Origin of the sequence: Streptomyces rubradiris (genome assembly GCF_016860525.1) — a bacterium.
Taxonomy (GTDB): Bacteria; Actinomycetota; Actinomycetes; order Streptomycetales; family Streptomycetaceae; genus Streptomyces; species Streptomyces rubradiris.
On record NZ_BNEA01000015.1, the window covers coordinates 875,414 to 894,147 of the forward strand.

Annotated in this window: 18 protein-coding genes and 1 riboswitch; of the genes, 4 read left to right on the forward strand and 14 right to left on the reverse strand. The window is 74.2% G+C overall.

Features of this window, described 5'->3' with window-relative positions; all coding sequences use genetic code 11:
- Positions 1-84: 84 nt before the first annotated feature.
- Positions 85-864, forward strand: a complete 780-nt coding sequence (locus tag Srubr_RS17130; RefSeq protein WP_229926394.1) for an N-formylglutamate amidohydrolase — start codon at positions 85-87, stop codon at positions 862-864.
- Between the two features lie 92 nt (positions 865-956).
- On the opposite strand, the gene Srubr_RS17135 is transcribed toward Srubr_RS17130, so the two are convergent.
- Genes Srubr_RS17135 through Srubr_RS17145 form a run of 3 tightly spaced genes read right to left on the reverse strand, consistent with a single transcriptional unit; the run spans position 957 to position 3,486 of the window.
- Positions 957-1,409: a hypothetical protein gene (locus Srubr_RS17135; protein WP_189989824.1), complete on the reverse strand. Its 453-nt coding sequence runs from the start codon at positions 1,407-1,409 to the stop codon at positions 957-959.
- 14 nt (positions 1,410-1,423) lie between these two features.
- Complete coding sequence (locus Srubr_RS17140) at positions 1,424-2,062, reverse strand: RNA polymerase sigma factor (protein WP_189989421.1); 639 nt, start codon at positions 2,060-2,062, stop codon at positions 1,424-1,426.
- Positions 2,059-3,486, reverse strand: a complete 1,428-nt coding sequence (locus Srubr_RS17145) for a S8/S53 family peptidase (protein WP_189989423.1) — start codon at positions 3,484-3,486, stop codon at positions 2,059-2,061. The genes Srubr_RS17140 and Srubr_RS17145 overlap by 4 nt, the downstream gene beginning before the upstream one ends.
- A gap of 77 nt (positions 3,487-3,563) precedes the next feature.
- Between Srubr_RS17145 and Srubr_RS17150 the strand changes: the two genes are divergently transcribed.
- The gene (locus tag Srubr_RS17150) at positions 3,564-6,176 is read left to right on the forward strand and encodes a CHAT domain-containing protein (RefSeq protein ID WP_229926395.1); all 2,613 of its coding nucleotides are present in this window, start codon (positions 3,564-3,566) and stop codon (positions 6,174-6,176) included.
- Between the two features lie 100 nt (positions 6,177-6,276).
- On the opposite strand, the gene Srubr_RS17155 is transcribed toward Srubr_RS17150, so the two are convergent.
- Together Srubr_RS17155 and Srubr_RS17160 are read right to left on the reverse strand one after the other, a co-directional pair.
- A complete protein-coding gene (locus Srubr_RS17155) occupies positions 6,277-6,489 on the reverse strand; it encodes a hypothetical protein (protein WP_189989425.1) in 213 nt (70 codons plus the stop codon).
- Positions 6,490-6,569: 80 nt separating this feature from the next.
- A complete protein-coding gene (locus Srubr_RS17160) occupies positions 6,570-7,298 on the reverse strand; it encodes an alpha/beta hydrolase (RefSeq protein WP_189989426.1) in 729 nt (242 codons plus the stop codon).
- A 163-nt stretch (positions 7,299-7,461) separates the two neighbouring features.
- On the opposite strand from Srubr_RS17160, the gene Srubr_RS17165 reads away from it, so the two are divergent.
- Positions 7,462-7,854, forward strand: coding sequence for a winged helix-turn-helix transcriptional regulator (locus Srubr_RS17165; protein ID WP_189989428.1), 393 nt, complete (start codon positions 7,462-7,464; stop codon positions 7,852-7,854).
- 46 nt (positions 7,855-7,900) lie between these two features.
- Here Srubr_RS17165 and Srubr_RS40790 read toward each other — a convergent pair whose 3' ends face one another.
- A complete protein-coding gene (locus Srubr_RS40790) occupies positions 7,901-9,916 on the reverse strand; it encodes a helix-turn-helix transcriptional regulator (protein ID WP_229926396.1) in 2,016 nt (671 codons plus the stop codon).
- Between the two features lie 94 nt (positions 9,917-10,010).
- Here Srubr_RS40790 and absR1 point away from each other — a divergent pair, with 94 nt between their 5' ends.
- Positions 10,011-11,096 (forward strand): beta-glucuronidase AbsR1, encoded by a 1,086-nt coding sequence (gene absR1 / locus Srubr_RS17180; RefSeq protein ID WP_189989431.1) that lies wholly within the window; start codon positions 10,011-10,013, stop codon positions 11,094-11,096.
- A 102-nt stretch (positions 11,097-11,198) separates the two neighbouring features.
- Here the strand turns inward: absR1 and Srubr_RS17185 are convergent, their stop codons facing one another.
- From Srubr_RS17185 to Srubr_RS17215, 8 genes are all read right to left on the reverse strand, one after another.
- Positions 11,199-12,023 (reverse strand): TauD/TfdA dioxygenase family protein, encoded by an 825-nt coding sequence (locus tag Srubr_RS17185; RefSeq protein WP_229926397.1) that lies wholly within the window; start codon positions 12,021-12,023, stop codon positions 11,199-11,201.
- Between the two features lie 54 nt (positions 12,024-12,077).
- A complete protein-coding gene (locus Srubr_RS17190; RefSeq protein WP_189989435.1) occupies positions 12,078-13,175 on the reverse strand; it encodes an LLM class flavin-dependent oxidoreductase in 1,098 nt (365 codons plus the stop codon).
- Positions 13,172-14,560: an NtaA/DmoA family FMN-dependent monooxygenase gene (locus Srubr_RS17195; RefSeq protein WP_189989437.1), complete on the reverse strand. Its 1,389-nt coding sequence runs from the start codon at positions 14,558-14,560 to the stop codon at positions 13,172-13,174. Before Srubr_RS17195 ends, Srubr_RS17190 begins: the two co-directional genes overlap by 4 nt.
- A gap of 21 nt (positions 14,561-14,581) precedes the next feature.
- Positions 14,582-15,781 (reverse strand): LLM class flavin-dependent oxidoreductase, encoded by a 1,200-nt coding sequence (locus Srubr_RS17200; protein WP_189989440.1) that lies wholly within the window; start codon positions 15,779-15,781, stop codon positions 14,582-14,584.
- A gap of 158 nt (positions 15,782-15,939) precedes the next feature.
- A complete protein-coding gene (locus Srubr_RS42030) occupies positions 15,940-16,044 on the reverse strand; it encodes a putative leader peptide (protein ID WP_351328955.1) in 105 nt (34 codons plus the stop codon).
- Positions 16,045-16,160: 116 nt separating this feature from the next.
- Positions 16,161-17,180, reverse strand: coding sequence for an ABC transporter substrate-binding protein (locus Srubr_RS17205; RefSeq protein WP_189989442.1), 1,020 nt, complete (start codon positions 17,178-17,180; stop codon positions 16,161-16,163).
- Between the two features lie 74 nt (positions 17,181-17,254).
- Entirely contained in the window at positions 17,255-18,238 is a 984-nt protein-coding gene (locus Srubr_RS17210) for an amino acid ABC transporter permease (protein WP_189989445.1), read from the reverse strand.
- A gap of 171 nt (positions 18,239-18,409) precedes the next feature.
- Positions 18,410-18,559 (reverse strand): hypothetical protein, encoded by a 150-nt coding sequence (locus Srubr_RS17215; protein ID WP_189989447.1) that lies wholly within the window; start codon positions 18,557-18,559, stop codon positions 18,410-18,412.
- A gap of 32 nt (positions 18,560-18,591) precedes the next feature.
- A riboswitch (SAM riboswitch) is annotated at positions 18,592-18,702 on the reverse strand.
- Between the last annotated feature and the right edge of the window lie 32 nt (positions 18,703-18,734).

Sequence of the window (18,734 nt, forward strand, 5' to 3'; positions counted from 1 at the left end):
GCGGGCGCGGTGCGTTGTCAGTGCCGTGTGGCACCGTGATCACGCACGACGCACGATGTCACCGACACGCCCCTGGAGCAGCCCGTGACCTCCTTCGCCCTCCTGCCCGGTGCCCCCGACTCCCCCGTGCTGCTGCACGTGCCGCACTCCTCGCGGGCGATACCGGACGACGTGCGCGCCGGGATCGTGCTGGACGACGGCGGGCTGGAGCGGGAGCTGGACCACATCACGGACGCGCACACCGCCGAGCTGGCCGAGCGGGCCGCCGCGCTCGCCGGAATCCGGCCCTGGCGGTTCGTCAACCGGCTGTCGCGGCTGGTGGTGGACCCGGAGCGGTTCCCGGACGAGCGGGAGGAGATGGCGGCCGTCGGGATGGGCGCCGTGTACACGCGGACCACGCACCGGGCCCGGCTGCGGCCCGCGGACACCGACCCGGAGCCACTGCTGGCCCGGTACTTCCGGCCGTACGCGCAGGCCATGACCGAGGCGGTGGCCGGCCGGCTGGCCGCGACCGGGCGCGCCGTGATCATCGACGTGCACTCGTACCCCACCGAGCCGCTCCCCTACGAGTTGCACGGCACCGGCCCGCGCCCGCCGGTGTGCCTGGGCACGGACGCCTTCCACACCCCGCCCGCCCTGACCGGGGCCGCCCGCGAGGCGTTCGCCGGCTGCGGGGAGACGGGACTGGACAGCCCGTTCGCCGGGACGTACGTACCGCTGGACTTCTACGGCACGGACGCCCGGGTCGGCGCGCTGATGGTGGAGATCCGCCGGGACACGTACATGACGGAGCCGGGCGGCCCGGCCGGTCCCGGCCTGGACCGCCTGGCCACGGCCCTGGCGAGGCTGGTCGACACGGTGTAGCCGGCGGCCGCGGCACGGTGTCGGCGGCGCGGGCCCCGGCCCGAAGGCACCAGTCCCGCGCCGCCGAGTGCCACGCCCGCGCCGCTGTCGCGTCAGGCCCGCAGCCACTCCGTCACGATCACCTCCGCGCCGGTGCGCAGCCGGAGGGCGAACGGGCCGGCGGGCGGCGGTCCGCCGGTGAACCGGCCGAGCGGGTCGGCGGTGAGCGGGCGGACGTGCCCCGGGCCGCCGAGGAGTTCGATCCGCGCCGACTGCGGCGGCAGCAACTGGCCGATCAGTCCGTCCCCGGTGACCTCCACGTCCACGGTCACCTCGCCCGCGCGGAAGGTGAGCATGCGCGGTGGGTCCATGGCGCCCCGGACCGGCAGGGCGTCCACGAGCGAGTCGAAGGTCAGCTCGGCGAGCCGGGCGTCCAGATCGTGCAGCGCGAACGCGTCCAGGGCCGACTGGAGCAGTTCGGCCGGGACCGGGTCCAGCACGGCGGCGGCCTGCCGCAGTTCCTCCTCCAGCAGCCCGTCCGCGAGTTCGTCCGGTTCCCCGGGCATCTCCTCGTCCCCGTTCACTGCGCACCTCGCGCGTCCATCCGGGCCCGCAGCCGGCGCAGACAGCGCTGGCGCAGCGGGCCGATGCTGCCGACCGCGATGCCGAGCGCGGCCGAGATCTCCCCGTAGCTGGGCGGCGGCGAGGCCATCAGCACGCGCAGCAGCTGCCGGCAGCGCTCGCCCAGTCCGTCCAGTTCCTGCCACAGCCGGCGGACCCGCTCGGCCCGGTCCGCCGCCTCCTCCGAGTCGATCAGCGACTCCTCCGGGGTGCGCTCCTCGCTGGCCCGGTCCAGCACCCGCGGATCGTCGGTCAGGGTCAGCCGGGCCAGGCCCTTGAGCACCTTCAGGCACTCGTGCCGGGCGGTACTGGCCAGCCAGGCACCGGCCTTGTCGGGCTCCCGGATGCGGCCGAGGTGCTGGGCGAAGCGGAACCACACGGTCTGGAAGACCTCGTGCCCGTCGGACTCCGAGAGCCGGTGCGCGCGCACCACCGACCACACCAGCGGGCTCAGCCCTTCCACCAGCGTTTTCCAGGCCGCGGCGTCCCCGTCGACGGCGGACCGGACCAGCGCGCCGACCTCTGTTCGGTCCACGACTCCACCCCTTGTGTACGGCACGCCATCGTACGCCGTGCCGCGCAGGGTCCCGGCGCTCATACCGGCAGCGCCGGGATCGCGGCCGGTACGGGGCGCCACGTGGGCGGGCGGAGCGCCGGAGCGCACGCCCCGCGTACCTCGGCCCGGTCCGCGGTGGCCGCCAGCAGCGCGGCGCCGGCCGCCCGCGGGTCGCGTTCCCGGTACCGGGTCATCCGGTCGGCGACGAGCCCCGCGACCACCGGGGTGGCGAACGAGGTGCCGCTCCACTGCGCCGGCCCCTCGAACATCACCTGGTCCGGTTTGCCGCCCGTGCTCGTCAGGCCCTCGCTCAACACGCCGGTGTGCGGCGGGTGCTGGCAGGTGCACAGGTAGGCGTCGGGGCCGAACCGGCAGGAGTCGTAGGTGGAGTGCTGGTAGACGTACGGCACCGGGGCCCGGAAGCCGGTGAGGGCGCTGGTGAGGCGCTCGCCGGGGGCGTACGCCCGTACCCAGGGACCGTGGTTGCTGAAGCAGGCCCCGCCCTCGCCGTCCGCGCGCAGCGCCCCGACCGACAGCACGCTGCGGGCGTACTCGGGCAGCCCGGCGTAGGCGGCGGGCCAGAACGGGGTGGCGCTGCCGTTGTTGCCGGCCGCGGCGACCAGCAGGGTGCGCTGGCCGCGCAGTTCCCGCATGAACGCGTCCAGTCCGATCAGACCGTCGGCGTCCTCGCTGGGCGTGCCGGCCGACAGGCTGATGATGTCCGGCCAGCCGTCCCGGTCGACCGCCTCGAACAGCAGCGCGCCGAACTCCGACTCCAGCACGGCGCCCGCGTCGCTGAGCGTTCCCCGCACGGTGATGTCGGTGTTGGGCGCGACGGCGGCGAGGATGCCGGCGATGAACGTGCCGTGGCCGACGTACTGGCGCAGCACGCCGTCGGCGTCGGTCTCGGCGCGCTGGACGTCGCCGGTGGTGTGGGCGAGCAGCGGGCAGCAACGGTGGTCGTGCACCAGGCCGGTGTCGACCACGAGGACGCCGACCGCGGTGGCCGGGTCGTGACGGCCCTGGGCGGGGGCCGGGTTGGCGGATTCGGCGCGCGGGACGGGCACCGGCTCGTCGCCGGGGCAGGCGTTGACCGCGATGTGCATGACGTGGTTGCGTCCGGCCAGCCGGCGGCCCCGCCGGTCCTCGGCCTGCCGGACGGCGTGCAGGGCGTGCGGCACGGTGTCCTCGCCCTCGGCCGGGTCGCCGACCCGGATCCGGGTCACGCCGGTGCGGCCGGTCTGCGGGCCCTCGCGGCGTACGTGGTCGGGGACGAGACCCTGGGTCTCGGTGAAGTGGGTGCGCACGGCGTCCTCGACGAACGGGGCCTCCTCGCCGTCCCGGACGAGGACGACGCCCTTCTCGTAGAGGAAGCCCGCCGAGTCGTCCGGTCCCATGGTCAGCGGGACGTCCGGCAGGGCGCGCTGGATGTGCTGGAACTGCTCGTGGAAACGCTGTGGTGCCACGTGTTGTCCTCCCCCGTAGACGGCGCTACGACAGTTGAGAGTCGCGGGACCGTCGTCTGATACAGCCGGCTACTACCATGCGAGACGTGACAGCGGGAAGCGAGGCGATTCTCGAACTGCTGCCCATGGTGTTCGCCGACCCGGGCGAGGCCCGGGCGCGGGCCGAACACGTGCTGCGCTCGGGTCCGTCGCCGCTGCACGCGAGCGTGGCCCACCAGGTGCTCGGCATCTGGCAGCGGGACTTCGGTGACCTGCGGATCGCGCTGCGGCACCTGCGGCGAGCCCGGGACCTGGCCGCGCGCGCCGGGTCGGCCGACCGGGAGGCCGACGTGCTCGCGACGCTCGGGGTCGCACTGGTGCACGCGGGGCGCACACGGCAGGGACTCGCCTCGTTCGAGCGGGGGGTGGCCCGGGGCAGCGGGCACACCCGGGCCCGGGTGCTGTACCGGCGCGCCTACGTGTGGTGGGTGCTGGGCCGGCACCGGGAGGCGCTGGAGGACGTGCGGCGGGCGCTGCCGGTGCTGCGCCAGGCCGCCGACGACATCTGGACCGCGCGGGCGCTGACCCTGCGGGCCACCGTCCATCTGGCGCTCGGCGCGGTGGACCGGGCGGTCGCCGACTTCACGGCGGCGGAGCGGCTGTGGGACACCACCGGCCAGGAGCACGACAAGGCGGACGCGGTGGAGAGCCGGGGCCTGGCCGCCTTCCGCTCCGGGGACATCCCGGCGGCGCTGCGGCTGCTGGACGAGGCCGAGGAGCGCTACGCCAAGCTGGGCACCCCCACCTACAACCTGTCGATCCGGCGCTGCGAGGTGCTGCGGGCGGCGGGGCTGGCCCCGGAGGCGCTGGCCGAGGCGGACGCGGCGATCGCGGAACTGGACCGGATCGGCGGACAGTCCACCCGCAAGGCCGAGCTGCTGCTCGCCGCCTCCTGGGCCGCCCGCTCGGCGGGGGACGCGCACACCGCCATAGCCCGCGCCGCCGTCGCCGTACGGCTGTTCGCGGCGCAGCGCCGGACCTGGTGGGAGACGCACGCGCGGCTGGAGCTGATCGAGGCCCGGGTGGCGGCCGGGCGCCGGTCGGGGCGGCTGGTCGCGGACGCGGCGGCGGTCGCCGAGAAGCTGGCCTCCTTCGGCTCGCCCGCCGCGCCGGAGGCGTCGCTGCTGGCCGGCCGGATCGCGCTGGCGCTGGGCTGGACGGCCGACGCGGAACGGCACTTGGCGGTGGCCGCGCGCAGCCGGTACGGCGGGCCGCCGCCGGCCCGGGTGACCGGCTGGGCGGCGCAGGCGCTGCGGGCACGGGCGGCCGGGTCCCGGCGGGGCGTGCTGGAGGCGTGCCGGCGCGGCCTGGACGTGCTGGACGACCACCGGATGACGCTGGGCGCCTCGGAGCTGCGCGCCCACGCGACCGCACAGGGCGCCGAACTGGCCGCGCTGGCGCAGGAGGTGGGCCTGGCGCAGGGCAGTCCGCGGCGGCTGCTGGCGTGGAGCGAGCGGTGGCGGGCGACCGTGCTGTCCGCGCCGCCGACCCGGCCGCCGGACGATCCGGCGCTGCTGAGCGGGCTGACCGCCTACCGGGAGATCGCGGCCCGGGCGGAGGCCGCCCGGATGGAGGGCCGCCCGGTGCCGGCGCTGGAGCGCGAACAGCGGCGCCTGGAACGGGAGGTGCGCTCCCGCACCCGGCACATGGGCGGGGCCGCGGCGGGCGCCGGGTACCGCTTCGACGTGGACCGGCTGCTGGACCGGCTCGGCGACGGGCGGCTGGTGGAACTGGTCGTGGTCGACGGCCGGGTGCACGTCCTGCTGTGCGGTCAGGGCAGGGTACGGCGGTTCGCCGGCGGTTCGCTGGACCAGGCGGTGGCCGAGGCCGGGCATGTGCAGGCCGCGCTGCGGCGGCTGGCGCATCCGGGGGCCGAGGCGCGGCTGCCGCTGGTGGAGGAGGCGGGCCGGCGGCTCCAGGACCTGCTGCTGGCGGGCGCGGTGCCGCATCTGGGGTCCGGCCCGGTGGTGATCGTGCCGCCGGGCGCGCTGCACCAGGTGCCGTGGGCGCTGCTGCCCGCGCTGCGCGAGCGGGTGCTCAGCGTGTCGCCGTCGGCGGGCAGTTGGCTGCGCGCCCGGGAGACGGAGCCGCCGCCGGAGGGCCGGCCGGTGCTGGTGCGCGGCCCGGGTCTGGCGACCGGCGGCGCGGAGGTGCCGGAGCTGGCCGGCCGGTACGGCACGGCGACGGTCCTGGAGGACGACGAGGCGCGGGTGCCCCGGGTGCTGGCGGAGCTGGACGGCGCGGGCCTGGCGCACCTCGCCGCGCACGGCACGTTCCGCGCCGACAGCCCCCTGTTCTCCGCGTTGCGGATGGCGGACGGGCCGCTGATCGTGCACGACTTCGAACGCCTGGCCCGCAGCCCGTACCGGATCATCCTGTCCAGCTGCGAGACGGCGCGCCTGGCCTCGGTCGGCGCGGACGAACTGCTGGGCGTGGTCACGGCGTTGCTGCCGCTGGGCACGGCCGGGGTGGTGGCGAGCAGCGCGCCGGTGAACGACGCGGCGGTGGTGCCGCTGATGCTGGCCCTGCACAAGGGCCTCGGCGCGGGCCTGTCCCTGGCCGAGGCCCTGCGAGACGCCCGCGCCGCCCTCCCTGGCGACGCGGTCCACCAGGCGACGGGCTGGGCCTTCGCGGCGTTCGGGGCGGCCTAGCAGTGCTTCGTCACGTCGGGGGTCTCAGCTGGTGCTGGGCGGTTTCCTGGTACGAGGCTGGGGAGGCGGAGCGGCTTCGCTTTCACCGGCAGGGAGCGCATCACCGGCGGCGAGCTCGGGTCGCACCGACACCGGCTCCGACCACGAGCAGGACAGGCAGCGGTGCCAACCATGCTTGTTCGACCGACGAACCAGTCACGGTCATCACGATGCCGATCAGCAGGTAGACAGCGACGAACGCTGCGATCAAGGTGCCCCATGGATGACCGCGAGTACCGTCTTCGACGTTCTCGATCCTGCTGCCGATCCCCATGCCGACCCTCCTCCTGCCCACCGGAGTGCCCGAGGGTTCGCGGACGAAACCGGTCGCGGCGCGGGAGACGGTCTGTTCCCCTACGGGACGAGTCCGAGCAGGAGTTCGCTCAGTTCCGCCGGCATGGTGATCATGCAGTCGTGTCCGGTCGGAAGGTGCCACACGCGAGCCGGAGAGCCATTGGGCTGCACCGGGGGGACGGGCCGGCGGGTGATGCCTTCCGGCTGGGCGCCGACGCAGTGGATGTGTGTGCGCGGGATCGCCCGCGCGGCCGGGTTGTCCAGGCGCACCGGCTGCCGCAGGCAATCCACCGGCTGATCCGACAACAGCGTGCGCAGCCAGGCGATGTCCGCCGCGTCGGTGACCCCGAACAGGCCGATCGGCGGAGGGAGTTCGGTGGGCGGCGGAACACGCCAACCGCTCTCCGACCGCTCGGCCAGGTCGATCAGCCGCTGGGTCACCGGCATCACGTCGACGGCGGTCTCGCCGTGCTCCGGCACCATCGCGTCCAGGTACACCAGATGCGCGATCCGCTCCGGGACCTCGTTGGCCGCGGAAGAGATGACCAGCCCGGCGTAGCTGTGTCCCACGAGGACCACCTCACTCAAGTCCTCCGCCCGGATCAGGCCGACGACGTCCTCGACGTGTGTGTCGAGCCCGACCTCGGGACCGGCCAGGTGTGCCCGGTCGCCGTAGCCGGTCAGGGACGGCGCGAGCACGCGGTGCCCGGCCGACTCCAGCAGCGGGACCACCCGCTCCCAGCACCGGCCGCTGTGCCACGCACCGTGGACCAGCAGGAATGTGGGCATGGAAAGGGGCCCTTTCTCTCTCGGGACCGAGGCGCGAGAACATGGCCGACAACGGTTCCCTTCCGTGCCTCGGTCCTCTGCGGAAACCGTCATCATCGTGGTGCACCCGCCGCACCCCGATCAACAAGGAACTTCCCGGTGCCCCGGTTCCATGGAGGTGACCATGAGCACAGCGGGTGGCACGTCGCGGCCGGTACGGCGGGAGGACCCGTGCCGGACCCGCGAAGTGCTCGACATCGTCGGGGACAAGTGGTCATTGCTGGTCGTGCGCCACCTCAGCCAGGGGCCGCGCCGCTTCACCGAACTCAGGCGCGCCGTCGACGGCGTCAGCCAGCGCATGCTCACCGTCACCCCGCGCGATCTGGAACGCGACGGCATCCTCACCCGGACCGTCCGCAACGTCATGCCGCCTCACGTCGGTTACGAACTCCCCCCGATGGGCAGGACGCTTCGCGAGGCCACGGCACCCCTGCTGGAATGGAGCGTCCTGCGCCTGCCGAAGATCGACGCCGCCCGCGCCGCGTACGGCACCCGGGCCGGTACCCCGGACGCCTGATCGGACGGGCAGCAGGTCCTGGGGCCACGGCGGCGGGTGGCGGCTGCTACGCCGGCTCCCGTTCGGGGCCGTCCAGCAGCCAGGGCAGCGCGGTGCGGTCGCCCGTGCCCAGGCGGGTGTACGCGCCGTACAGGTGGTTGCCGACCGTGCGTACCGACAGCGTCAGCTTTTCGGCGATCTCCCGGTTGCTCAGCCCGGCCGCCGCCAAAGCGACGATCTGCCGCTGGCGGGCGGTGAGTTCGCCGAGGACCAGGCCGGCCAGCGTGGGCGTGCTCGCGCCCTGGCAGCGGCGGGCCAGGGCGACGGCCCGGGTCCGGGAACGCCTCGCGGCGCTCGGATCCCGGTGCGTCCGGGCGGCGTGCGCGTACGCCTCCGCCGCGTAGAGCGTGAAGCCCCGCTCCGCCAGTGCCTCTGCGGCCCGGTCCAGCGCGGGCCCGTCCGCGCGGGCGAGGGCGTCGGCGTGCCGGGCCAGCACGCTGCCGGCCGGCAGCCGCCCGGTCACCCGGCCGGGCTCGCCGAGGCGTACGGCGGCGTAGCGGGCGTGGACGTCGTCCGGGCCGGCCGGCTCGTCCGGGCCGCCCTCGGCCAGCCGGAGTTCCGTGCGGCAGCCGCCGTCCGCGGGGGCCGCCCGCAGCCCCTCCCGGGCCCAGGCCGCCGCCTCCCGCACCTCGCCGCGCAGGCGCGCGAACCGGGCACGGGCCTCGGCGTACCGGGCGGGCAGCGGCACGCCGTGCGCCACCAGCCACTCCCCCACCGGCGTGGGCACCGGCCGGACGTCCAGCCGCTCCATGTGCCGTACCAGGGTGCGCCGTTCGGCGTCCAGCGCCGGTCCGTACGCGGGGACTGCCCGGCCCAGCCGGCGGGCCCGCAGCCGGCCGGCCATGGCGCGCAGCGCGGTGCCGTGCAGGGGGTGGGCGAGGGTGACCGCGCCCTGTTCGCCGACGTCGATCAGGCCGTCCGCCTCCAGGCGTTCCAGGGCCTCCAGGTCCAGCTCGTCCAGCTCCTCCAGCTGCAGCGGCAGGGGCTCGGCGAAGGCGAGGCGGTCCAGGATGTCCCGTTCGCCGGGACCGGAGCGCTCCAGGGCGGGGGCGAGCCGCTCCCGGACCGCCGGGGTGACCGGCAACGGCCCCCGCCAGGCCCACTCCCCGGTACCGGGAACGGTCTCCAGCCGGCCGACCCCGACGAGCCCGGCACCAGGGCAGGCCACCGGCGACTCGGCCGGGGCGAGCGCCGTCCCCGGAGCGGACACCGGCACATCCGATCCACCGAGCGCCGCCCCATGAGTAGACGCCGACACGTCCGCCCCCGCGAACGCCACCCCCGAAGCGGACCCCGGCACACCCGCCCCGGCAAGCGCCGCCCCCCGAACACCCGCCCCGGCCGACTCCGCCCCCGGAACAGACACCGGCACTCCCACCCCGGCAAGCGCCGGTCTCGGTACGGACGTCGGCTGGGTCGATTCGGTCAGGGCGGTGAGCAGGGCGCGCAGCAGGCGTAGGTCGCCACGGCAGGACCGGTGCAGGCGGCGCACGGTGAGCGGGTCCAGTGCGGCGCCGGCGAGCAGCCGGGCGGTGTCGTCGGGCGGGAGCGGGCCCAGGGCCAGCCGGGGCAGCAGTTCCCCGGTCCACAGCCGGGACACCGCGCCGGGCACCGGTACCCCGTCCGCCGCGGCCACGATCAGCCGGGTGCGGCCGTGCACGGCCAGCTGGTGGACCAGGGCGGCGGAGGTCTCGTCCAGCAACTGGGCGTCGTCCACGACGAGGACCCGTACGCCGGACAGCGCGCGGACCGCGCGGTGCAGCGAGACGGTGTCGGGGAGCAGCTGCGCGAACGCCGCGAGCGGCAGGTCCCGGGCCTCGGGCGTGCCGGTCACCCGGGCGTGGTCCAGGCCCCGGACCGCCTCGGTGATCAGCCGGGTCTTGCCGTGGCCCGCCGGTCCGGTCACCACGATGCCGGGCCGGCCCCCGGTCAACGCGGCGCGCATCCAGTCGAGTTCCTCCGACCGGCCGGTGAACGGCCAGGGCAGCTGAAGGGTCTTCGCGTCCTGTCGGTGAGTCCTCACCTCATGCTGAGCGCGGTTACTCAGTTCTGATACAGGGCGACTTGAGTAGCCCTCGACTCAGGTGGTCGGCCGGGGCGGGCGGCACTCTGGTGCCATGACCCGACGCCTCTGCTCGCTTCCGCGGCAGCCGGTCCCGGCGTATCCGCCGGGACTGACCGCCGAGCGGCTGGGCGCGCTGCTCGCCGGGCGGCGGATGTGGGTCAACGGCACGGTGCTGCACTACTGCTTCCTCGACGCCCGCACCGACGCCTCGGTCATCCCGGTCCCCGGGTCCGGGGAGCTGCGCCGGGTGCCCTGGGCGGGCGGGGAGGGGCAGCGGGAGGTGGTCCGCGACTGCTTCCGCGAGTGGCAGGACCTCGGCATCGGCGTCGTCTTCGCCGAGGTCGCCGACCGGCACGAGGCGGAACTGCGGATCGGGTTCCAGGCCGGTGCCGGGTCCTGGTCGGCGGTGGGCCGGGACGCGCTGTCGGCCGGCCGGGGCGAGCGCACCATGAACCTCGGCTGGGACGTGACCGCGCCCGGGGAGCGCGGGACGGTCCTGCACCAGATCGGGCACGCCCTGGGCATGGTGCACGAGCACCAGAGCCCGTACGCGGGGCTGCACTGGGACGACGAGGCGGTGTGCGCGGAGCTGGCCGGTCCGCCGAACTTCTGGAGCCGGGAGACGACGTACGCCAATGTGCTGGACCGGCTGGACGGCTGCGAGGCGGGGACCCCGATGTGGGACCCGCAGTCGGTGATGACGCTGCCGCTCGGGCCGGGGCTGGTGCTGGAGCCGGAGCAGTACCGCGGGGGGCTGCGGCCGCCCGGCAGCCCGTCCCCGGCCGACAAGGAGTTCGTGCTGCGCTGGTATCCGCCCGGCGGTCCGGCGGGACCGGCCGCGCTGGTGCCGTTCCGGTCGGTGCCGCTCGGCCTGGGGCCGGGCGAGCAGGCGGACTTCGCCGTCGAGCCGGCGGAGACCCGCGAGTACACCGTGGGCACCTTCGGTGAGGCCGACACCGTGCTGGTGGTCTTCGAGGAGCGCGACGGGGAGCCGCGCTTCCTCACGGGGCGGGACGACGGCGGCACGCCGGACAACGCCGTCGTCCGGGTCCGGCTCGTCAGGGGCCGCCGCTACACCGTCCGGGTCCGCCTGTACTCCACGTGGGGGTCGGGAGAGACGGCGGTCATGTGCTGGTGACGGCACACGGACGGCGTCGGGCCACAGTCCGGCACCGGGGGGAAGGGCGCGGACGTCACCTACGGGGGAGGTGACGTCCGCGCCCACGCCGTGCCGTACCGCTCAGGACGCGGTGCGCAGCGGCTCCACGCCGATGACCTTGCGGTAGACGCGGGCGCCGTCGCCGTAGTCGTCGACGGCGTAGTGCCAGGTGGCCTGGTTGTCCCAGAGCACGAAGTCGCCGGGCCGCCAGCCGAAGCGGATCGTGTAGTCCGGCGAGGCGGCGTGCCGCAGGAGGTGGTCGAGCAGGACCCGGCCCTCCTGCTCGGTGACGCCGGTGAGGCCGAGCGCGGAGGAGCTGAGGAAGAGTCCCTTGCGTCCGGTGAGCGGGTGTTCGAGGACGACCGGGTGCTCGGTGGTGGTCTCGCCCGGGGCGGTCCTCCGGCTGCCCTGCGCGTAGTTCTCGGGGTTGCCGTCGTAGACCGCGGCGACGCCCGCGAGCAGCGTCTTGAAGGGCTCGGACAGGTCGTCGTAGGCCGCCTGGAGGTCGGCCCACAGGGTGTGGCCGCCGAGTTCGGGCACCTCGTCGTAGGTCAGTGACTCGATGGCGAAGGCGGGGGTGCGCCACAGGCCGCCGATGTGCCAGGTGCTGGCCTTGCCGGTGTGCCGCACGTTGTAGGGGTAGACCAGCGGGTGGTCCGGGTGGCGCGTGGCGGTGGGGTGGTCGAACGGCTCGGCGAACAGCCGGACCGCCTCGACGTGCTGTCCGGGGGTCAGGTGCTGGTCGCGGAAGACCAGCACCTTGTGCTCGCGGAAGGCCGTCCGCAGCGCGTCGGCGGTGGCCGCGTCGACGGGGCGGGTCAGGTCGACGCCGGATATCTCCGCGCCGATGCGCGGGCCGGTGCGGTGGACGACGAGGCTGGTACCGGGATCGGTGACGGTGGTCATGCCCATCTCCTCGGTGGGAAGGTCGGGTGTGCGCTGGTGCGGTCGTGCGGCGGTTCAGCGGCCGGCCGGCACGGGGGCCGGCGCGGGCGCCGGGCGGGGGACGGCCGGCGCCCAGGGGAACGGCGGGTCGGGGATGTGGCGGCGCAGGACCGGGGCGACCTCGGACTGGAACAGTTCGAGGGAGTCGCGGTGGAGCGTGGGCGGCAGCCCGTTCGCGTCCGCCGCCACGTGCAGCACGGTGTGCCCGAGCTCCTCGTGGTAGCGGTGCACCTTGTCGATCACCTGCTCGGGGCTGCCGATCAGGGCCGAGCTGCGGGCGACGAAGTCCTCCAGGGTCTCGAAGACCACGGGCAGGCCCGCCGCCCGCTGGTGGGCCAGGCCGGCCTCGAAGACCGGGCGGTACGCCGTCTGCGCCTCCTGCGAGGTGCGGGCGACGTACAGTCCGGCCGTGCCGGCGCCCACCGCGAGGTCCGCCGGGTCGTGGCCGTAGTGCTCCCAGCGTTCCCGGTAGCGGCGGACCAGCGCGGCGTACGGCTCGACGGGGTGAGTGACGTTCGCCGAGAACAGCGGGTCGCCGTAGCGTGCCGCGAGGTCCACGGACTGCTCGCTGGTGGCGCTGCCGTGCCAGACCCGAACGGGCCGCTGGTACGGCCGTGGCCACACCTCGGCGTCCTTCAGCGGCGGCCGGAACCGGGTGTCGGCGCTCACCTTGTCCTCGCGCCACAGCCGCCGGAACACCTCGTAGCCCTCGGCGTTGCGGGCCCACTGGTCCTCGGGGGTGACCTGGAACAGCTCGCGCTGCGCGGTGCCGTTGCCCTTGCCGATGATCAGGTCGAGCCGGCCGTCGCAGAGGTGGTCCAGGGTGGCGTAGTCCTCGTACGCCCGGACCGGGTCGAGGAGGCTGAGCGTGGTGACGGCGGTGAACAGCCGGATGCGGCGGGTGAGCGCGGCGATGTGGCCGAGCACCACCGTCGGCGCGGAGGACAGGAACGGCCGTTCGTGCCGCTCCCCCACGCCGAATCCGTCGAAGCCGAGTTCCTCCGCCCAGATGGCGTCGTCCAGTACCTCGCGGAAGCGTTCGTGCGCCGGTTTCGGCAGGCCGGTGGCGGGGTCCGGCCGGTTCGCGATCAGGGTGACGGCGAGGAACCTCACGACGCGGCCCGCTCGGCGGGGGCGCCGGTGCGCCGGCCGGTGTCGGGGTGGTCGAGGCCCAGGTGGTCACGCAGGGTGGTGCCCTCGTAGTCGGCGCGGAAGACGCCCTGTTCCTGGAGGAGCGGGACCACCCGGTCGGCGAACGGGTCGAGCCCGCCGGGGGTGATGTGCGGGACCAGGATGAAGCCGTCGGAGGCGTCGGCCTGGACGAACTCGTTGATGGTCCGCGCGACGGTGGCGGGCGAGCCGATGAAGGTCTGCCGGTTGCCGGTGTTGATCACCAGGTCGCGGATGGACCACTTGTTGGCCTCGGCGAGTTCGCGCCATTCGCGGGCGATGGCGAGCGGGTCGCGGTACATCCGCACCTGGGCGCGGCCCCGGGAGATGTGCTCCTCGGCGACGACCGGGTCCACGTCGGGCAGCGGGCCCTCGGGGTCGTACGCGGACAGGTCCCGGTTCCACACGAATTCCAGGTGCTTGATCGCGGTGGCGCCGCTGACCTGCTGCCGGCGGACCTCGTGGGCGAGTTCGGCGGCCTCCTCGTCGGTGTCGCCGAGCACGAAGGTCGCGGCGGGCAGGATGAGCAACTCCTCCGGGCGGCGGCCGTACTTGGCGAGGCGGGACTTGACGTCCGTGTAGAAGGCCTGGCCCTCCTTCAGGGTGGAGTACCGGCTGAAGATGGCGTCCGCGTCGGCGGCGGCGAACTCGCGGCCCTCGTCGGAGTCGCCGGCCTGGAAGATGACGGGGCGGCCCTGCGGGGAGCGCGGCACGTTGAACCGGCCCTGGATGTCGAAGTGCTGTCCCTTGTGCACGAACGCGCCGGCCCGGGCGTCCCGCAGGAAGGTGCCGGTGGCCTGGTCGGCGATGATCTCGTCGCCGTGCCAGGAGTCGAACAGTTCGTGCGCGGTGGCCAGGAACTCCTTGGCGCGGGAGTAGCGCTCCTCCTGCGGCAGGAAGCCGCCGCGCCGGAAGTTCTCGCCGGTGAAGGCGTCCCAGGAGGTGACCACGTTCCACGCGGACCGGCCGCCGGAGAGGTGGTCGAGGCTGGCGAACTGGCGGGCCACCTCGTACGGTTCGTTGAACGTGGAGTTGATGGTGCCGGTCAGGCCGAGCCGGTCGGTGACGGCGGCGAGCGCGGCGAGCACGGTGAAGGTGTCGGGGCGGCCGACCACGTCCAAATCGTAGATTTCGCCGCCCTGTTCGCGCAGCCTCAGGCCCTCGGCGAGGAACAGGAAGTCGAACTTGGCGCGTTCGGCGGTCCGCGCGAAGTGCACGAAGGAGCTGAACTCGATGTGGCTGCCGGCGGCCGGGTCGCTCCAGACGGTGGTGTTGTTGACCCCGGGGAAGTGGGCGGCCAGGTGGATCTGCTTCAGCGGCTTGCTCATGGTGGGGCGGGTCCTCCCGGCTCAGGCGGCGGTGGTGGCGTAGCGGTTGGCGGGGCGGGTGAGGCCGAGGTGTCCGCGCAGGGTCGTGGCGTCGTAGGCCGTGCGGAAGCGTCCGCGGCGCTGGAGTTCGGGCACCAGGTCCCCGGTGACGCGGGGCAGGTCGTGTCCGGTGACGGCGGGCCGCAGCCGGAAGCCGGTCAGTCCGCCGGTCGCCAACTCCTCCAGAAGGTCGGCGAGTTGGCCGGCCGTTCCGGTGAAGACGCGGGCGTCGCCGCGGTACGGCTCGCCCGCGAGGGTGTCGAGCCGGTCCAGCCGGGCCCGCGCCGCGGCCTCGCTGTCGTCGAGGAGGACGACGAGGTCGCCGAAGACGTGCAGCGGTTCTCCGGCGCGGCCGGCCGCCCGCTGCTCGGCGCGGATCTCGGTGACGATGGCGCGGGCCTGGTCCGCGTCGTGCGGGGTGACGTAGCCGATGTCGGCCTGGCGGGCCACCAGCCGGTACGGGACCGTCTGGTGCGCGAGAGCGGTGACCAGTGGCTGGCCCTGTGGCGGGCGGGGGGTGATGGAGGGGCCCTTGACGCTGAAGAAGCGGCCCTCGAAGTCGATGTAGTGCAGCTTGTCCCGGTCGATGAAGCGGCCGGTCGCCGCGTCCCGGATCTCCGCGTCGTCCTCCCAGCTGTCCCAGAGCCGGCGGACGACCTCCACGTAGTCGGCGGCCTCGTCGAACAGCTCGGTGATCGGTTCGCCCCCGTCGGGGGCGTCGGTCCGGCGGATGGTGCGGCGGCCGAAGTGGGCGGCCTCGTCGGGGCGGGCGCTGATCCTGACGCGCAGGCCCGCGCGTCCGGTGCTGACGTAGTCGAGGGTGGCGATCGCCTTGGAGATGTGGAACGGCTCGGTGTGGGTGGCCACCACGGTCGGCACCAGGCCTATGTGCCGGGTGAGCGGGGCGACGCGGGAGGCGATGAGGACCGCGTCGAGCCGACCGCGGACCTGGTCGGTGCGCTCGTCGGGCTCGTAGCGCCGGGAGGACTGCGGGCCGAGGCCGTCCTCGATGGTGACGAAGTCGAGCAGACCGCGTTCGGCCTCGGTGATCTGGTCGGCCCAGTAGCCGGCGGTGAACAGGTCCCGGGGGCGGGCGGCCGGATCGCGCCAGGACGCGGGATGCCAGCCGGTGCCGTCCAGGGCCACGGCGAGATGCAGGTGTGCGGAGGGAGTCGGCGACACGTCGGTGCCTTCCTTGATGTCCGTACGTCGGTGAGCGGCGCGCGGCCGGGCGCGGGCCGGGGTGCGCGCGGCGAAGGCCGCGGTGCACGCGGCGCGGGCCGGGCGGGCGCGCGGGAGCGGAAGCGGGGGAAGCCGCCGGGCCGGGGGCCGGGCGTGGATCAGTGGCGACAGAGCGCGGCGGACACGCGCTGGAGGTCTATGTGCGGCCGGGAGTGCAGCCGGACGGAGCGGTACGGGCGCGGCGGGCGGGTGAGTTCGGGCATCCGGGTCACGGCCGTCGCCTCCCTCCGTCGGTCGCGGCGGGCCGGTTCGGCGTCCGCCGGGTGGATCTCGTCATGACTCTCAACACCCCGCCGTCGCGGGTTGTTCCCGGGCCGCGTCAGGAGTTGTCCAGGGGCAGGCCGGGCGGGTCGATCTCGGCCTTGGGCACGGCTTCGCTCGACAGGTTGTAGGCGGCGAGCCACTTGCCGTACTGCCCGTGTTCGATGAGGTGGTTGAGGGCGTCGGCGAGCGGCTTGGCGAGCCCGCTGTCCTTCTTGGCGGTGGCGGCGATCAGGCCCTGGGCCGTCTCGCCGGCGCCGGAGAAGGTGCCGGCGCTGCGGGTGGGGTCGGGGGTGTGCGCGGTCTGCCTCGTGCGGTAGGCGACGGCGGGGCTGGGGCCGAGGTAGGCGTCGACCTTGCCGCCGCGCAGCGCCAGGTTGATGGCGTTCTGGTCCGGGAAGTACTTGACGGTGAGCTGCTTGCCCTCCTTGGCCAGCCGGGCCTTCCACTCCAGCAGAATCTTCTCCTGGTTGGTGCCGGCGCCGACGGTGACCGTCTTGCCGGCGAGGTTGCGGTAGTCGCCGTCGAAGTTCCAGGTGCTCTTCTTCAGTACCTCGAAGGCCAGGTCGTCCTTGCGGTAGGAGGCGAACTCGTACTTCTTCTTGCGTTCCTCGGTGACGGTGACGTTGGAGAAGGCGACGTCGTTCTTGCCGCTGTCGAGGCCGACGAAGAGGTTCTCCCAGGTGGAGTTGCGCAGTTCGGGCTTCAGGCCGAGCACCGCGGCCACCAGCCGGCCGAGGTCGGGTTCGGAGCCGGTGAGGGTCTTCTGGTCGCTGCCGATGAAGTTCAGCGGTGCGGAGCCGGAGGGCAGGCCGCCGACACCGATGACGAGCTTGCCGCTCTCGCGGACCGCGGCGGGCAGCTCGGCGCTGATGGACTTGACCTCGGAGACCTTCAACTCGATCGGGTCGGCGGCTCCGTTGGACAGCTGTCCGATGGTCACCGTGCCGGCCCGGCCGCCGGTCGTGGCGGCCTCGCTGTCTCCCCCGCAGGCGGCGAGTGAGCCGGCGAGGGAGAGGGTCGCGGTCGCCGCGGTGAGGCCGCGCAGGAGACGGCGTCGGGAGAACTGGCTGGGCATGGCTGTCCTTGTCGTTCGGGTGCCGGAGTGTCGTGGGGCGGGATGTCGTAAGGCGGGCGCGGGCTTGCCGGGGGTCATACGGCGGCCTCGCCGCGCGACCGGGCCCGGAATTGCGCGAGTCGGGCGCGCAGCCGTTGCAGCGGGGTGGGCGGCAGGGAGCGGGTGGCGCCGCGGGCGTAGTACCGCTCGACGTAGAACTGGGCGACGGAGACGGCGCTGGTCAGGATCAGGTACCAGACGGTGGCGACCATCAGCAGCGGCACCACGTCGCCGGGGTAGGTGTTGCCCATCGACTGCACCACGCCGAACAGGTCGAGCAGGGAGACGTAGAAGACCAGGGACGTGCTCTTGATCAGGCCGATCAGCTGGTTGACGTAGTTGGGGGTGATGGACCTGAGGGCCTGCGGGAAGACGATCCTGCGGAACCGGTGGCCCCGGGGCAGGCCGAGCGCGGCGGCGGCCTCGTGCTGGCCCTGGTCGACGGAGAGGATGCCGCCGCGCACCACCTCGCCCGCGTACGCCGCCTCGTTGAGGGTGAGTCCGACCACGGCGATGGCCATGTCGGTGGCCAGCCGGGACTCGTCGAAGGTCACGAAGGCCGGGCCGAACGGCACCCCGAGGCTCAGGGTCTTGTACAGGGCACTGAAGTTGTAGAGGAAGATCAGCACCACGATCAGCGGGACGGAGCGGAACAGCCAGGTGTAGGTCCAGCTGACCGCGCGCAGCACCGCGCTGCCGGAGAGCCGGCCGAGCGCGAGCAGGACGCCGCCGAGGAGCCCCAGTACGGCGCTGAGCGCGGTGACTTCGAGGGTGACCAGGAGCCCGTCGAGGACGGCGGGGCGCAGGAACCAGTAGCGGAAGCGGTCCCACTGGTAGAAGGGGTTCGTGACCAGTCCGTGCAGGATCTGCGCGACGAGGACGAGGACGACGGCGGTGACGACCCACCGCCCGGGCCGACGCTGCTGTCGAACTCGCGTCGGCTCCTGCTTTTTTGACGGTCTGTCGGTGGACGCGGGCGCCTCGGCGAGGGAGACGGCGGCGCCTGGGGGTTCACTCATGTGGGGCTCCGGCGGGGTCGGACACCCCGGGCCGCGGCCGGGCGGACGCGCGCCGCCACGGCTGTGGGGCACGGGGCGGCGCACGGGCCGGCGCTAGCCGGGGGCTGGGCGGACAACGGCACACCGGGCGAGCGGGGTGTGCGGCGGGAACGCGAGGGCGATGAGGAGCGGTCAGCCCTGGCGGCGGGCGATGCCCGGCGCGGTACACAGCGCGCTGTTCACACGGAGCAGATCGACGGCACGGTCCGCGACCAGGAGGCCGGCGTACGCCGGTACGCGGCCCTGGGGGCGGCTCGGGGCCGTCCTGGAAGCTGCGTACATGGTGTCACCTGTCACTGTCGTGGCCCCGGGGAGCCTCGCGCTTACCGAATGCGTCGTCCGGTCCGGTCGTCACCTGGGGCACCCCACCGCGGTGCGAGGGTTGCCGGTCAGCGAGCCAGGGCTTGGCGCTGACGCTCATGACCGTTCTGAGCCGTAAGTAAGGCAGTTGACCGTT

Excerpts from the sequence above, each read along its gene's own strand:
- Srubr_RS17135 (WP_189989824.1), bottom strand. The coding sequence starts at position 1,409 with ATGCCCGGGGAACCGGACGAACTCGCGGACGGGCTGCTGGAGGAGGAA.
- Srubr_RS17155 (WP_189989425.1), bottom strand. The coding sequence starts at position 6,489 with ATGGGGATCGGCAGCAGGATCGAGAACGTCGAAGACGGTACTCGCGGT.
- Srubr_RS17195 (WP_189989437.1), bottom strand. The coding sequence starts at position 14,560 with ATGAGCAAGCCGCTGAAGCAGATCCACCTGGCCGCCCACTTCCCCGGG.
- Srubr_RS17185 (WP_229926397.1), bottom strand. The coding sequence starts at position 12,023 with ATGACCACCGTCACCGATCCCGGTACCAGCCTCGTCGTCCACCGCACC.
- absR1 (WP_189989431.1), top strand. The coding sequence starts at position 10,011 with ATGACCCGACGCCTCTGCTCGCTTCCGCGGCAGCCGGTCCCGGCGTAT.
- Srubr_RS17215 (WP_189989447.1), bottom strand. The coding sequence starts at position 18,559 with ATGTACGCAGCTTCCAGGACGGCCCCGAGCCGCCCCCAGGGCCGCGTA.
- Srubr_RS17150 (WP_229926395.1), top strand. The coding sequence starts at position 3,564 with ATGCGAGACGTGACAGCGGGAAGCGAGGCGATTCTCGAACTGCTGCCC.
- Srubr_RS17160 (WP_189989426.1), bottom strand. The coding sequence starts at position 7,298 with ATGCCCACATTCCTGCTGGTCCACGGTGCGTGGCACAGCGGCCGGTGC.
- Srubr_RS42030 (WP_351328955.1), bottom strand. The coding sequence starts at position 16,044 with ATGCCCGAACTCACCCGCCCGCCGCGCCCGTACCGCTCCGTCCGGCTG.
- Srubr_RS17210 (WP_189989445.1), bottom strand. The coding sequence starts at position 18,238 with ATGAGTGAACCCCCAGGCGCCGCCGTCTCCCTCGCCGAGGCGCCCGCG.
- Srubr_RS17165 (WP_189989428.1), top strand. The coding sequence starts at position 7,462 with ATGAGCACAGCGGGTGGCACGTCGCGGCCGGTACGGCGGGAGGACCCG.
- Srubr_RS17140 (WP_189989421.1), bottom strand. The coding sequence starts at position 2,062 with ATGAGCGCCGGGACCCTGCGCGGCACGGCGTACGATGGCGTGCCGTAC.
- Srubr_RS17205 (WP_189989442.1), bottom strand. The coding sequence starts at position 17,180 with ATGCCCAGCCAGTTCTCCCGACGCCGTCTCCTGCGCGGCCTCACCGCG.